Here is a 13157-nt window from a genome sequence, read left to right as displayed (position 1 = left end):
GGCTCGCGCGGCGGCCCCGCTGCTCGCGGCGGTGCCCGCGGCGCATCGCAGGGCGGCCCGCAGCGCGGCACCGGCAACACCGGCGGCGGCGGCTCTTCGACCCGTCGTGCCCAGCAGATCGACGAGCACGAGATTGTCACCGGCCGTAACTCGGTGCTCGAGGCGCTGCGCGCGAAGATTCCGGCGCTGACCCTGTACATCGCGGCACGCATCGAAATGGATGAGCGCGTTAAAGAGGTGCTGCTCATGGCGACGAGCCGCAACATCCCCATTCTTGAGGTCATGCGCCCCGAGCTTGACCGTCTCGCCGGTCGCGATGCCGTGCACCAGGGCCTCGCGCTCAAGGTTCCGGCCTACGAGTACGCGCACCCGATGGAGTTGCTCGAACTGACCATCAGCCGCGGCCACAAGCCGTTGTTCGTGGCCCTCGACGGCATTACCGACCCGCGCAACCTGGGTGCGATCATCCGTTCGACCGCTGCGTTCGGCGGCCACGGCATCATCGTTCCGCAGCGTCGCTCGGTCGGCGTCACCGCCTCAGCCTGGAAGACCAGCGCCGGCGCCGCCGCCCGAACGCCCGTCGCGATGGCGAGCAACCTGACCCAGACGCTCAAGGCCCTCAAGGCGCAGGGCGTGTTCGTGCTCGGTCTGGCGGGCGACGGCGATGTGTCGCTGCCGGACCTCGGCACCGGTTTCGCCGAGCGCCCGATCGTGATCGTCGTCGGCAGCGAGGGTAAGGGCTTGTCCCGCCTCGTCACCGAGACCTGCGACGCGATCGTGTCGATTCCGATCAGCGCCTCGACCGAGTCGCTCAACGCCGGAATCGCCGCCGGCGTCACTCTGTACGAGGTCTCCCGCCTGCGCGCACAGATCAAGGCCGCGAAGGCCGCCAAGCAGTAGTCCCCGCGCGGCGGCCCGCGCGCCCCTGCCGCCGTCTCTTTTTCGAGCGGGCCCGGGCCCGAGAACCGGGCCCGTGATGGATCATGGGCCCGGTTCTGTAAGGTGGGCCCGGCTGTATGATGTGGCGCTGCGGCTGGGCTCCGGCGTTGTCGTGTCCGTGCGCCGGCGCTCCGGGCTTGTCGTGTCCTTACGCCCGTGCGCCGGCGCTCCGGGCTTGTCGTGTCCTTACGCCCGTGCACTCGTCTCCTTTTTCGACCGGGCCCGGGCCCGGGAACTGGGCCCATGATGGATCGTGGGCCCAGTTCCGTAAGGTGGGCCCGGCTGTGTGCTTCCGCCGCCCCTAACGCCCCTGCCGCCACGGACACCCTCCGTCCGCAGCGATCCCTCCCCAGCGGAAGTCGCCGAACAATGTCCACAGATCAGTCGACTGCGCATCGCGCACGACCCGGGTGTGGTCACAATTGGGCCATGTTTGAGAGTCTGGATGCCCCAAATGCCCGCAACGAGGGCCTTATTCTCGCCGAATCACTGCGCGCGTCGGGCCTCACCACCCATGCCGTGCGCGCACTGGTTGCGAATGGTGAGCTCGTGCGCATCCGTCGTGGAATCTACGCACTCGGTGCCACGTGGCGCGGGTCCGACAGCGACGGCAAATATAGATTGTTCGTTCGTGCCACCGTTATCGCCGCCGAGCAACCGCTTCTCCTATCGCATCAGTCTGCGGCGGCGCTCCACGGCCTGCCCATCATCGGACCCTGGCCGCAGGGCGTTCATGCGATCAACAACGACACCGCCGGCGGCAGCAGCACGCGATTCACCACGAGTCATCGGAGCGTGCTCGAACCCGAAACAGTAATCGTAAACGGATGCACCGTCACCACCCTCGCGCGCACCCTCATCGACGTGGCAGCCAGCTCGACTTTTCTCGTCGGCGTCACCATGACGGACCACGCATTGCGACTTGAGCAGGAGCGCGCGAACGAGCAGCGTCGTCGGGGAACCGTCGGCGCGCCGCCGTTGTCCAAGGACGACCTCTACGAGGAGCTCGCGAGGGTGCACCCGCGAAACGGCGGCGCTCAAGCTCGCCGCGTCATCGAATTCGCAAATCCGCTTTCGGCTAACCCGGGCGAGTCGCTCAGCCGCGTACGCATGCAAGAACTTGGCTTCGAGATTCCTGAACTCCAGGTGCGTTTCGTAGTGAAGGGGCGCGAGTATTGGGTCGACTTCTTCTGGCGGAGTGTGCGCAAGATCGGCGAGTTCGACGGCAAGATCAAATACACCCGGGGCGTGACTTTAGGGGACCGGCACCCCTCAGAAGTCGTCGTCGTCGAAAAGAATCGCGAGAACCTGCTGCGACCGGGCGTCAGCAGCTTCGACCGATGGGATTGGGACACGGCCTACTCGCCCCGCCGGTTCTACGAATTTCTGGTCGAGCACGACGTTCCCCGCGCCTGATCGGGTAAGCGGTGCGCCGCACCTCGCGTCTCCGAGCGCATTGCGGTGCGGTGTGCCTCTGGGCTCACCTTAGGGAGTGGGGCCCATGATCTATCATGGGCCCAGTTTCCGGGCCCGGGCCCGGTCGAAGAAGAGGAGGGAGCTAGACCTTGAGGGTCCAGTCGTCGGCGTCATCGGGGTCGACCGAGGTATCGTCGCCGAGCTGCACGCGGATCGGCAGCGTGATCGCGCCAGTCAGCGGGTCCATCACGGTTGCCTCGTCGCGGCGGTGCCGCAGCACATCCTGCACATACGAGGTCACGGCCTCGGCCAGCGGAATGTCCCGCGACTGGTTCTGCGCCATGTACCAGCGGTGATCGAGCAGCTGGTGGAACACTTGCGCCCGCTCGAGCTTGCCCTGCATCTCCACGGGTATCGCCCGCACCACCGGCTCGAACACGCGCACGAGCCACTCGTGCGCGACCATTTCCTCGTCGGCGGCCGGCGAACCATACGCAGCGCGGTAGGAGTCGAGGTCGTTGAGCAGCCGACGGGCCTGGTTCTCTTCGGCATCGAGGCCGGTCAGGCGCAGCAGGCGACGCTGATGGTGTCCCGCGTCGACAACCTTGGGCTGAATCCGCACGCGCGAACCGGTCCCATCGGTCTTGATCGCGAGTTCCTCGATGTCGAAGCCGAGGTTATTGAGGCGCTCGACCCGTTCGGTGATGCGCCACCGTTCGGAACTGGAGAACGACTCGGAGCCGGTGAGCTCCTTCCAGAGCAGCCGGTAGGCCGCAACGATGCCGTTGCTGACCCGGATCGGGTCGAGTTCGTCGGCGACGCGGCCGCCGGCTTCGAGGTCCATCAATTCGCCGGCAATGTTCACCCGGGCGATTTCCAAATCGTTCTCGCGCTGGCCGTTCGACAGCCCACCGGAATACAACTGTCCGGTCTCGGCGTCGACGAGATAGGCCGCGAAGGCGCCAGCATCGCGCCGAAACAGGGTGTTCGAGAGCGACACGTCGCCCCAGAAGAATCCGATCATGTGCAGGCGCACCAGCAGAACGGCGAGTGCGTCGACCAGCCGGGTGGCAGTATCCGGGCGCAGGGCGTGCGAATACAGGGCGCGGTAGGGGAGTGAGAACTTGAGGTGCCGGGTGACCAGAACCGAATTCAGGGGGTCGAGATCGGCATCCGTTCTATTGGTGATGACGGCGACCGGCTCGACACAGGGAATCTCGAGGTTGGCCAGGGTGCGCAGCATGTCGTACTCGCGCTTGGCCATCTCGCTCGTGGTCTCCTTGATGGCGACCACCCGCCCGCTCAGGTGAGCGAACCGCACCAGGTGCCGGGAAATGCCCTTGGGCAGCGAGGCGATGTTCTCGTTCGGCCAGGCGTCCAGGGGCAGATGCCACGGCAGGTCGAGCAGCGCCGGGTCGGCCGTGGCCGCGGTGATATTGAGGGAACCGCTCATAGTGTGACCCTAAGAAAAAGGCTGGAGGGAGCGAACTCCCTCCAGCCGAAAGCCAAAATACTCGAAAAGCTGACTAGTCGGTGACGGCGCCGCCGAGGCGCAGGCCGGTTTCAGCGTCGAACACGTGCAGGTGGTTCGGGGTAGCCGTGAGGTACACCGTCTCGCCGGCGTTCGGGTGCGAGCGGCCGTCGACGCGAGCGACAATGTCGGTGCGCTTGCCCTCGATCGTGGAGTGACCGTAGAGGTAGCCGTCGGCGCCGAGCTCCTCGACCAGGTCGACTTCGATCTGCAGGCCCTCGCCGGCGGTCGACGACATCTGGATGTCTTCCGGACGGATTCCCACGGTGACCTTCTTGCCGGTGGAGCTGGCCAGGGTGTCGCGCTGCACGGGAACGGTCGCGGTGCCGAACTTGATGCCGCCGTCGACGGTGTCCGCGAGGAACAGGTTCATCGCGGGACTGCCGATGAAGCCGGCCACAAAGACGTTCTGCGGCTTCGCGTACAGGTCGCGGGGCGAACCTACCTGCTGCAGGATGCCGTCCTTGAGTACCGCAATCCGGTCGCCCATGGTGAGCGCCTCGGTCTGGTCGTGGGTCACGTAGACGGTCGTGACACCGAGTCGGCGCTGCAACGAGGCGATTTGGGTACGCGTCTGCACGCGCAGCTTGGCGTCAAGGTTGGAGAGCGGCTCATCCATCAGGAACACCTGCGGCTGACGCACGATCGCGCGTCCCATAGCAACGCGCTGACGCTGACCACCGGAGAGGGCTTTCGGCTTGCGGCTGAGGTAGGGCTCCAGGTCGAGCAGCTTGGCGGCCTCGAGTACGCGGGCGGCACGCTCGTCCTTGTTGATGCCGGCGATCTTGAGCGCGAAGCCCATGTTCTCGGCGACGGTCATGTGCGGGTACAGCGCGTAGTTCTGAAAGACCATGGCGATGTCACGGTCCTTCGGCGGAACATCCGTCACGTTGCGGTCACCGATGAGGATGTTGCCGTCGTTGACCTCTTCGAGGCCGGCGAGCATCCGCAGCGAGGTGGACTTTCCGCAGCCGGACGGGCCGACCAGAACCAGGAACTCGCCATCGGCGACCTGCAGGTCGAGCTGGTCAACAGCGGGCCTGGTGGAACCAGGGTAGAGCCGAGTTGCCTTGTCAAAGGTCACTGAAGCCATGATTATTACTCCTTCACCGGCAGGAACGTGCCGGACGATCCGTTGTGAATAGGATTTGTCCGCCGCACGCCGAAGCACACGACCTTTTTATTATCGCACGACGGATGCCCCGCTGCCGGTTTTCGCCCGCCCGCCCCGTTTGGTCGATTCCCAGTCAGGGGATCTACTATTCGAAAGATGCGCCAACGTGCGCGCTCACTTCTCGAAAGCGATCTTTATGACTATTGGCGGACCCAGCGACAGCAGTCCCTCAAAAAACCGACGCCGTGACGCGGCCCGCATCAAGGCCAAGCAGCTGCGCGTCAGCCAGAAGAAGAAGGACCGCCGCAACAAGGTCTTTCTGCAGGGCGGAATCGGCATCGCGGGCATCGCCATTGTCGTGCTCGTTGCCGTCATCATCGTCAATTCGATCAAACCGGCCGGTCCCGGGCCCAGGAACATGGCGAGCGATGGCGTCCTCATCGGCGAAGGCATGATCACGGCCCTCACCCCGGCGCTGCAGCCCGACGCCGCCGCTCGGCCCTCCGAACCCGATCCCACCGGCGCCGTCGCCAACATTCGCGTCTACCTTGACTACCTCTGCCCGTTCTGTGCGGACTTCGAAGCAGCCAATACCGAGCAGATCGCCGAGTGGGTCGACTCCGGTGCCGCCACCATCGAAATTCACCCGGTGTCGATTCTCAAGAGCAAGTCCGCCGGCACCAAATACTCCCTGCGAGCGGCCAACGCTGCCGCCTGCGTCGCCAACTACTCGCCCGATGACTTCTTCGACTTCAACTCGGCGCTGTTCGTTGACCAGCCTGAGGAAAACAAGCCCGGCCGCAGCAACGATGAGCTCAAGGCCGTGGTCAAGGATTCCGGAGTGCGCACCGCGCTCTCCAGCATCAACACCTGCATCGATGACGGAACCTTCGAGTCCTGGGTTCAGGCCGCCACCGACCGCTCCCTCGACGGTCCGATCGCCAACTCGTCGATCAAGGCCATCACCGGCACCCCGACCGTTCTGGTCAACGGCAAGCCCTACACCGGCTCGCTCGATGACCCCAAGGAATTCGCCTCCTTCGTGCAGCAGGCACTCGGCGAGACCTACTCGACCTCGACGCCGACCCCCACCCCGACACCCGCCGGGTAGCTATTAAGCGGATGCTGCTGCTCGCGCCGTTGCATCCGCTTCGCCTGGCCGATGGCGGCAAAGGCCCGGGAATCATTTAGGATGGTCTTTCGAGGCCCTGGTCTCATGCCGGCCTGGCGCAATTGGTAGCGCACCACTCTTGTAAAGTGGGGGTTACGGGTTCAAGTCCCGTGGCCGGCCCTCTCGCCCCCTACTCCCGACTGGGATGTAGGGGTTTTTCTGTGCCGCCAGGGTCCCACAGGGCCGCCACGTACACTGATGGCTGGGGTTTTTCGAGCGGATGCCCGCCGCAGAAACCCCGGGAGGAAAAACACATGAGCCTGATCCGGCTGAACGATGTCAGCATCCGCTTTGAGAACACGCAGATTCTGCGCGAGGCGTTCTTTCGCCTCGAACCCGGCGACCGGGTCGGTCTGATCGGTAAGAACGGCTCCGGCAAGTCCACCATTCTCAAGCTGATTCTCGACCAAATCTCGCCAGATGCCGGCGAGGTCACCCTCGAAGATGGCATTCGGGTCGGCTATTTCTCCCAGTTCTCCGAACTCAACGGTGCACAGACCATAACCGAGGTGCTCGACGAACTGTTCGTGGCCGTGAAGGCAGTCGAGGCCGAGCTCGCCGCGATTGATGCGGCGATCGCCCTCGATTCCTCGGCCAGCGCCGAACTCGACCGGCTGATCGGGCGGCAAGGCGAGCTGTTCGAGGAGATGGATCGGCTGGACGGCTGGGACTACAAGCGGCACATCGACACCGCGCTGACCACCCTCGGATTCAACGAGGCGCACCGCGTCTGCGCGATCGATGAGCTTTCCGGCGGCTGGCGTAACCGGGCTGCCCTGGCCAAGATCGTGCTGGAAGCTCCCGACGTACTGCTGCTCGACGAGCCGACCAACTACGTCGACGTGGCCGGGGTTGAGTGGCTCGAAGCCTGGTTTAAGAGCTTCAAGGGTGCTGCCATCGTCGTCTCGCACGACCGTAAGTTTCTCGACGCTGTCGTCACCCGCATCATCGAGGTCGAGAACTTTCACCTGCACGAGTACCCCGGCAACTTCGGCGAGTACATCGTGCAGAAGCAGTTTCGGCTCAAGACCCTCGAGGCACAGTTCGTGCACGAATCCGAGCTGCTCGCCTTCGAAGCCGAGGGGATCGCCGACCGTCGGGAGGCCGCCAAGGCCGAGAGTCGTCAGCTCGGCAACCAGCTGGCGCACATCAAGAAGTCGCGCACACCGCGCCCGGTCGACCAGATCATCACCGAGATCTACGGCAATCTGCACGTCAAGGACGTCCTCTGCCGGGTCGACGGCCTGGCCAAAAGCTTCGGCGACAAGGTGCTGTTCGAAAACCTCAGTTTCGAGGTGCGCCGCGGCAACCGAATTGTCGTGCTCGGCAGTAACGGCAGCGGAAAGACGACCCTGCTGCGGGTGCTCACCGGCGAGGAGAGCGCCGACCACGGTGACGTCGCCTGGGCCAGCGGCGCCGGCGTTGTCTCGTACAACCAGATTCTCGCCGAACTCGACGAGAGCGACACCGTCAGTCATGCCGTCAACGCCATGCCCGGCAGCCTCGCCCTCACCGCGACCAAGAAGTCGGTCAACCGTTTTCTGACCATGTTCCAGTTCAGCGAGGCCGACCTCAAACAGAAGATCGGTGCTCTCTCGGGCGGTCAGCGCGCCCGCGTTGCCATGGCGCAATGCCTGCTCTCCGGAGCGTCGGTGCTGCTGCTCGACGAGCCGACCAACCACCTCGACATGTCGAGCACCCAGGTGATGGAACGCGCCCTCGTGCACTTTCCCGGGGCCGTCGTGGTGGTCAGCCACGATCGCTTCTTCACCGACAAGATCGCCAACCGCCGCCTGGTCTTCGGCAGCGAGGGTGCAGCCCCCGGCGAAATCGAGGTGCGCGCTGCCTGACGCGCCAAGCCTCGCCCCGCGCGCTGTTTTCGACCGGGCCCGGGCCCGGAAACTGGGCCCATGATAGATCATGGGCCCGGCGACCTAAGGTGGGCCCCGGGCGAATCGGAGCCCGACTGGGCAGCACCGGGCAGAACCCGCACGCACCCATCTCGTAGTATTGCCAAGTGATAGAGGACAGCGCACGGATCCGAACGGATGCTAAAGCCGCGCCAGCAGCATCCGCTGTGCCGATCTGGCTGGCGCTCGTGTTCTCGGTGCTGATCGGGGCCATGTATGCCGTGCAATCGCGCGTGAATGGCGAACTCGGGCATCAAATCGGCGACGGATTCACTGCCGCCGTCATCTCCTTCGGCTCCGGGCTGGTCATTCTCAGCCTTGGCCTCGTCGTGTTCCGCCGCGGGCGCCGCGGCCTGCAACTCGTCACTCGCGCGGTGCGAGCGAAAACCCTGTCCTGGTGGCACCTGTTCGGCGGCCTGGCCGGCGCGCTGTTCGTACTGTCGCAGGGCCTTGTCGCCGCGCCACTCGGCATCGCCCTGTTCACCGTCGCCGTTGTGGCCGGTCAGACCGTGAGCGGTGTACTCATGGACCGGTTTGGCATCGGTCCGGGTGGGCGCCGACCGCTGCACGCGTCCAAAATCGTTGGCGCGGTGCTCGCCCTGGTCGCCGTAGCCTGCACGGTGAGCGGCGAATTGGGCGGCAGCGACGCGCTCTGGCTGCTCGTGCTACCCCTCGTGGCGGGTATCGGCCAGGGCTGGCAGCAGGCCGTGAACGGTCAGGTGCGGGTCACCGCGCAGAGTGCGCTCACGGCAACTTTTCTGAACTTTCTCACCGGATCCGTCGCACTCGTACTCGCGGCGCTCGTGCACGGTCTGCTGGTCGGTTTCGCCCTCGATCTGCCGGGCAACCCGTGGCTCTACACCGGCGGGCTCATCGGCTGCATCTTCATCGCCGGCGCCGCGCTCGTCGTGCGTACCACCGGCGTGCTCATGCTCGGCCTGTGCATCGTCGCCGGCCAGCTGCTCTGCGCCCTTGCGCTGGATCTGCTCGCGCCCACTCAGGGGCATCCGCTCGGCGTGACGACTCTGGCCGGAACCGCGCTCGCCCTCGTCGCCGTGGTCATCGCCGCGGTGCGCTGGCACCGGCCCGGCCACGCCCGCACCTGACCGCAGCCCTTGAACGTCCTGTCCCTTCCGCCCGGGCCCGGAAAGGGGCCCCTGATAGATCACGGGCAGGCGCTCCAAGGTGGGCCGGGGACGAAGCGTACGGCCCCGAGCTATAGCACCCCCAAAAACTCCTCCGGATCAATCGACAGCCGCACGCACGGTTTCGACTCCTCGGGAATTCCCCCAACGTAGAGCCAGCCAAGCAGCTCTTCCCCGTCGGCAAGGCCATGCAACACTCGCACCGGCGCCGATCGCACCAACGGCCCGGTGCGCCACATCGCCCCCCAGCCGGCGTTTTCGAGCAGCAGAGTGAGAAGGTGCGCGACACCCGCAGCCGCGGCATCCTGTTCCCAGCCAGCCACCTTGAAGTTCACCTGCCGTGACGCGACGATCGCGATCAGCAGCGGTGCGCGCAGCGGCTTGCCGGCCAGCTTGATCGCTTCGAGCCCTTCACAAGCGGATGCCGCCACAAACGCCGCTCCGAGCCGGTCGCGGGCGTCGCCGCGCAGCTCGAGCAGCCGCCACGGACGCAACGCGCCGTGATCGGCCACCCGCGCGGCCGCCGCCACGAGCGGAAGTAACTCCGCCCGGCTGGGGGCGAGCGCCGTCACCTTGGAGTAACTGCGCCGGTCAGTGACAGCTTTGAAGACCGCCGCGGTATCCGTTCTGAAACCGGTCGTATCCCGGCTGGGAACACCAGGACTCGCTCCGGCCGAACCTGCCACTTCCGTGCTGGCAACCGCCTCCGTCGTTGCCACCGCGTTACTCAGCGGGCGTGAAATTGAGCGACAGCGAATTCATGCAGTACCGGTCCCCGGTCGGAGTGCCGAAACCGTCGGGAAAAACGTGGCCGAGGTGCGAGCCACACTTCGCGCAGCGCACCTCGGTGCGCACGCTTCCCATGGAGCGGTCCTCGAGCAGTTCGACCGCTTCGGGCCGAACCGACTCGTAAAAGCTCGGCCAGCCGCAGTCGGAATCGAACTTGGTGCCACTCTGAAACAGCTCCGCGTTGCAGGCACCACAGGTGTAGAGGCCGGCCCGACCCTCGTCGAGCAGCTCCCCGGTGCCGGGGCGTTCGGTGCCGGCTTCGCGCAATACCGCAAACTTCTCCGCGCCCAATTCGGAGCGCCATTCGCTGTCTGATTTCTTGATTGCGTAGTCCATGTTCAGATCCCTTCGTTCCGGCGACCGGGCACTGGCCGCGTCTACTAAGCCTAAACTCGCTTGGCCCCGCGCGCATTCCACACGGCGTGTCCCACCACGGCAGGGCGTGCCGGAGGCAACATTCAGCCGCCCGCAAATAGGATGAGCCTGACAGACAGCCAACCGGGGGAGGGATGCAGCAATGACTGAGCACGCCCCGACAACCCAGTTGAGCGAACGCGACCAGGCCGTGCTCGCCTTCGAACGGCAATGGTGGCGGCACGTCGGCGCCAAGGAGGAGGCCATCCGGGCCACCTTCAGCCTGTCGACCGCCCGGTACTATCAATTATTGGGCGCACTGGTCGACTCGCCGTTGGCGTTGGCCTTTGATCCCATGCTGGTGAAACGATTGCAGCGGATGCGTTCCGTCCGATCCGAGGCACGCGCCAGTCGTTCGCTGCCCACCCGCGACTAGGCACCCACCCGCTTTTCGGCCAGCACGGAGCCTTGCGCTGCAGCTCGATTCCGGCCCGGCCGGCCAACCAAGGATTCCACCACCATGGCGCAAAAATTTGCGAAAGACCGTTTCGACACCCACACGCATGCCCTCGACCGGGTGGGAGCCCACCGCGCCCCCGGCAAGAGAGGACGCGGCTGGATCGGATTCTGGTGGGCGCTGGGGGCCACCGGGCTGTTGATCGCCATCGGTGCAGTCGGCATCCTCGCAATCAACAATCGCCTCGACTTCTCCAACATTCCCGGGCTGCCCGCAAGCAGCACAACCGCGACGCCGACAGCGACCGCCGTCCCCACTGCCGTTGCCACCGTCGACCCGGCGCAGACCATCAACGTGCTCAATGGGTCCGCGAACGACGGCGTCGCAGCATCCGTCAGGGACACACTCACCGCTGCAGGCTGGGTGGTCAATACCACCGGGAACGCCAGCACGGACACTGAGGCGACCACGGTGATCTACTACGCCGATGCGAGCCAGGAAGGCGCCGCCCGCGGCGTCGCTGCCTCGCTTCCGGGAGCGCAGATCGTGGTCTCCACCAATTTCGTTGATTCCGGCGCCAGTATGACCGTCGTCGTCGGCAACGACTATGTTTCACCGGTTGACTGAGCAAAACGCGAAAGCCGTGGTCTTAGCGGCCACGATTTGATTCGTCAAGCCCCTAGTCTTCTGTTCCGATTTCAGTAATGTGCGTTTTGGTCACACATTTTGTTCGGGCAATATCCGCCCGGATCAAGAAAGCTCGCCCAAGGAAACTTGCAACAGACGTCTTGCTCTCGGGGATTTGCTGCTCGCACAGAATGAACGCAATCTCTGCGGCACGGCCCGGAACAGCCAATGGGCCGTTGCCGTTGAAAACTGAGCAAGGAGTAACACATGGCGAACGGAACCGTAAAGTGGTTCAACGCTGAAAAGGGTTTCGGCTTCATCACTGTCGATGGGGGAGGGCAAGACGTCTTCGTCCACTACTCCGCCATCGATATGAGCGGGTACAAGGTTCTTGAAGAAGGCCAGCAGGTCGTCTTCGAGGTCGGTGCCGGAGCGAAAGGCCCGCAGGCTGAATCGGTTCGACCGGCCTAACCCGCCTCGCATTTCACACTAACGCCGCCCGCTGCAACGGGCGGCGTTAGTGTTTACCGGTGACTATGAAAAATACGGCCCGCACCGCTCGACCGCTTCGGGCCGCGGGGCTGCTCGCCCTCGTGCTGCCGGCACTGCTCCTGAGCGCGTGCAGCGGCAGCACCCCGGCCCCATCCTCAACACCGACCGGCACGGCCTGGACCTCTGACTATGTCGCCCCGGCGGCGACCGAGATCGCACCGCTAACCGGGCTGAGCGTCGAAGGCGGCTCGTCGGCCCACCCGTCGCTGGCGGCCAAGATCGACAACCACGTTGCGGCCCGGCCGCAGGTTGCCATTGAACGTACCGACCTCGTGTTCGAAGAACTGGTCGAGGGCGGCATCACCCGCTATGTCGCGGTCTGGCAGTCAAGCATTCCCGATCAGCTCGGACCGGTGCGGTCGATTCGGCCGATGGACCCCGACATTATCGCGCCGTTCGGCGGCCTGGTCGCCTACTCCGGCGGCCAGCAGCGATTCGTCGACGCGATGAATGCGACCGGCCAGATCAGCGCCATCTTCGACTACGACACGAGCGGCTTGTTCTCGCGGTCCTCCGCTACGTCAGCCCCGCACAACGTGATCCTCGCCGCGTCGGAATTCGTCAACCGCAATGCCTCCGTCGCCCCGCCCGCCCAGCAGTACGCCTACGCGGCCACCCTCGCCGCGGCATCCGCTGCCACGGACGGTACGCCGATTTCGGTGATCAACACCAGATTCTCCAACTCCAGCGCCCGCAGCTGGACTTGGAACGCCGAGGCGGCCGCCTACCTGCGTGCTCAGGATGGCGCGCCCGACCTGACCCCCGAGGGGGCCCAGCTCAAGGCCACCAACGTGGTCGTGTTGCGGGTCGATGTAACCGTCTCCGACAGTATCCCCAAGACCGAATTGATCGCCTCCGGTGAAGCGTCAATCTCGTCCGGCGGCAAGACCCTCGCGGCCACCTGGAGCAAGGACGCCCAGACGTCGCCGATCCGCCTCATCGACGCCAACGGAGTGACAATTCGGCTGGCACCGGGCAATACCTGGTTCCAGTTGGTGCCCAACGGCACCGGCTCGGCCGATCTCGTTCCCTGACAGCTGCAGATAGCCCGGCATCACCCCGGATGCTCGCTTGCACTCTCGACCCCAGAGTGCCAGAATCGATCTAGCACTCTCGTCATCTGAGTGCTAACCCCATCATCGTTTGGAACGT

Annotated in this window: 13 protein-coding genes and 1 tRNA gene; 10 read left to right on the top strand and 4 right to left on the bottom strand. The window is 65.1% G+C overall.

All coding sequences use genetic code 11. The features are described 5' to 3' along the window. Both rlmB and E3T31_RS15950 read left to right on the top strand, forming a co-directional pair. A partial coding sequence (gene rlmB / locus E3T31_RS15955) for a 23S rRNA (guanosine(2251)-2'-O)-methyltransferase RlmB (protein ID WP_134470155.1) occupies positions 1-900 on the top strand: 900 nt, incomplete at its 5' end. 468 nt (positions 901-1368) lie between these two features. Beyond that, positions 1369-2355: a type IV toxin-antitoxin system AbiEi family antitoxin domain-containing protein gene (locus E3T31_RS15950; RefSeq protein WP_166788534.1), complete on the top strand. Its 987-nt coding sequence runs from the start codon at positions 1369-1371 to the stop codon at positions 2353-2355. Positions 2356-2497: 142 nt separating this feature from the next. On the opposite strand, the gene E3T31_RS15945 is transcribed toward E3T31_RS15950, so the two are convergent. Further along, positions 2498-3808 (bottom strand): DUF4032 domain-containing protein, encoded by a 1311-nt coding sequence (locus E3T31_RS15945; RefSeq protein ID WP_134443817.1) that lies wholly within the window; start codon positions 3806-3808, stop codon positions 2498-2500. A 73-nt stretch (positions 3809-3881) separates the two neighbouring features. Then, positions 3882-4979 carry an ABC transporter ATP-binding protein gene (locus tag E3T31_RS15940; protein ID WP_092451097.1) on the bottom strand — a complete coding sequence of 366 codons (1098 nt, stop codon included), beginning with the start codon at positions 4977-4979 and terminating at the stop codon, positions 3882-3884. Between the two features lie 217 nt (positions 4980-5196). On the opposite strand from E3T31_RS15940, the gene E3T31_RS15935 reads away from it, so the two are divergent. From E3T31_RS15935 to E3T31_RS15920, 4 genes are all read left to right on the top strand, one after another. Continuing rightward, positions 5197-6111, top strand: coding sequence for a thioredoxin domain-containing protein (locus E3T31_RS15935; protein WP_092451095.1), 915 nt, complete (start codon positions 5197-5199; stop codon positions 6109-6111). 107 nt (positions 6112-6218) lie between these two features. Further along, positions 6219-6291 (top strand) — tRNA-Thr (locus tag E3T31_RS15930). 134 nt (positions 6292-6425) lie between these two features. Next, entirely contained in the window at positions 6426-8021 is a 1596-nt protein-coding gene (locus E3T31_RS15925; RefSeq protein WP_134470151.1) for an ABC-F family ATP-binding cassette domain-containing protein, read from the top strand. Between the two features lie 167 nt (positions 8022-8188). Beyond that, the gene (locus E3T31_RS15920; RefSeq protein WP_241978045.1) at positions 8189-9187 is read left to right on the top strand and encodes a DMT family transporter; all 999 of its coding nucleotides are present in this window, start codon (positions 8189-8191) and stop codon (positions 9185-9187) included. 110 nt (positions 9188-9297) lie between these two features. On the opposite strand, the gene E3T31_RS15915 is transcribed toward E3T31_RS15920, so the two are convergent. Both E3T31_RS15915 and msrB read right to left on the bottom strand, forming a co-directional pair. Then, positions 9298-9945 carry a nitroreductase family protein gene (locus tag E3T31_RS15915; RefSeq protein WP_255454068.1) on the bottom strand — a complete coding sequence of 216 codons (648 nt, stop codon included), beginning with the start codon at positions 9943-9945 and terminating at the stop codon, positions 9298-9300. Positions 9946-9949: 4 nt separating this feature from the next. Beyond that, a complete protein-coding gene (msrB, locus tag E3T31_RS15910) occupies positions 9950-10351 on the bottom strand; it encodes a peptide-methionine (R)-S-oxide reductase MsrB (protein WP_134470149.1) in 402 nt (133 codons plus the stop codon). Between the two features lie 181 nt (positions 10352-10532). On the opposite strand from msrB, the gene E3T31_RS15905 reads away from it, so the two are divergent. The 4 genes from E3T31_RS15905 (at position 10533) to E3T31_RS15890 (ending at position 13039) form a co-directional block, all read left to right on the top strand. Next, entirely contained in the window at positions 10533-10805 is a 273-nt protein-coding gene (locus tag E3T31_RS15905; RefSeq protein WP_092451090.1) for a DUF3263 domain-containing protein, read from the top strand. 84 nt (positions 10806-10889) lie between these two features. Next, positions 10890-11453, top strand: a complete 564-nt coding sequence (locus tag E3T31_RS15900; RefSeq protein ID WP_134470147.1) for a LytR C-terminal domain-containing protein — start codon at positions 10890-10892, stop codon at positions 11451-11453. A gap of 267 nt (positions 11454-11720) precedes the next feature. Next, positions 11721-11924, top strand: coding sequence for a cold-shock protein (locus E3T31_RS15895; protein ID WP_035834941.1), 204 nt, complete (start codon positions 11721-11723; stop codon positions 11922-11924). Positions 11925-11989: 65 nt separating this feature from the next. Then, positions 11990-13039, top strand: a complete 1050-nt coding sequence (locus E3T31_RS15890; protein WP_241978048.1) for a DUF3048 domain-containing protein — start codon at positions 11990-11992, stop codon at positions 13037-13039. Positions 13040-13157: the final 118 nt, after the last annotated feature.

The organism is Cryobacterium sp. TMS1-13-1, from assembly GCF_004403125.1.
Lineage (GTDB): Bacteria > Actinomycetota > Actinomycetes > Actinomycetales > Microbacteriaceae > Cryobacterium > Cryobacterium levicorallinum.
Note: the sequence above shows the minus strand (reverse complement) of the source record. Positions and strands in the feature narration are given on the sequence as shown.

Excerpts from the sequence above, each read along its gene's own strand:
- E3T31_RS15950 (WP_166788534.1), top strand. The coding sequence starts at position 1,369 with ATGTTTGAGAGTCTGGATGCCCCAAATGCCCGCAACGAGGGCCTTATT.
- E3T31_RS15945 (WP_134443817.1), bottom strand. The coding sequence starts at position 3,808 with ATGAGCGGTTCCCTCAATATCACCGCGGCCACGGCCGACCCGGCGCTG.
- E3T31_RS15940 (WP_092451097.1), bottom strand. The coding sequence starts at position 4,979 with ATGGCTTCAGTGACCTTTGACAAGGCAACTCGGCTCTACCCTGGTTCC.
- E3T31_RS15935 (WP_092451095.1), top strand. The coding sequence starts at position 5,197 with ATGACTATTGGCGGACCCAGCGACAGCAGTCCCTCAAAAAACCGACGC.
- E3T31_RS15925 (WP_134470151.1), top strand. The coding sequence starts at position 6,426 with ATGAGCCTGATCCGGCTGAACGATGTCAGCATCCGCTTTGAGAACACG.
- msrB (WP_134470149.1), bottom strand. The coding sequence starts at position 10,351 with ATGGACTACGCAATCAAGAAATCAGACAGCGAATGGCGCTCCGAATTG.
- E3T31_RS15905 (WP_092451090.1), top strand. The coding sequence starts at position 10,533 with ATGACTGAGCACGCCCCGACAACCCAGTTGAGCGAACGCGACCAGGCC.
- E3T31_RS15900 (WP_134470147.1), top strand. The coding sequence starts at position 10,890 with ATGGCGCAAAAATTTGCGAAAGACCGTTTCGACACCCACACGCATGCC.
- E3T31_RS15895 (WP_035834941.1), top strand. The coding sequence starts at position 11,721 with ATGGCGAACGGAACCGTAAAGTGGTTCAACGCTGAAAAGGGTTTCGGC.
- E3T31_RS15890 (WP_241978048.1), top strand. The coding sequence starts at position 11,990 with ATGAAAAATACGGCCCGCACCGCTCGACCGCTTCGGGCCGCGGGGCTG.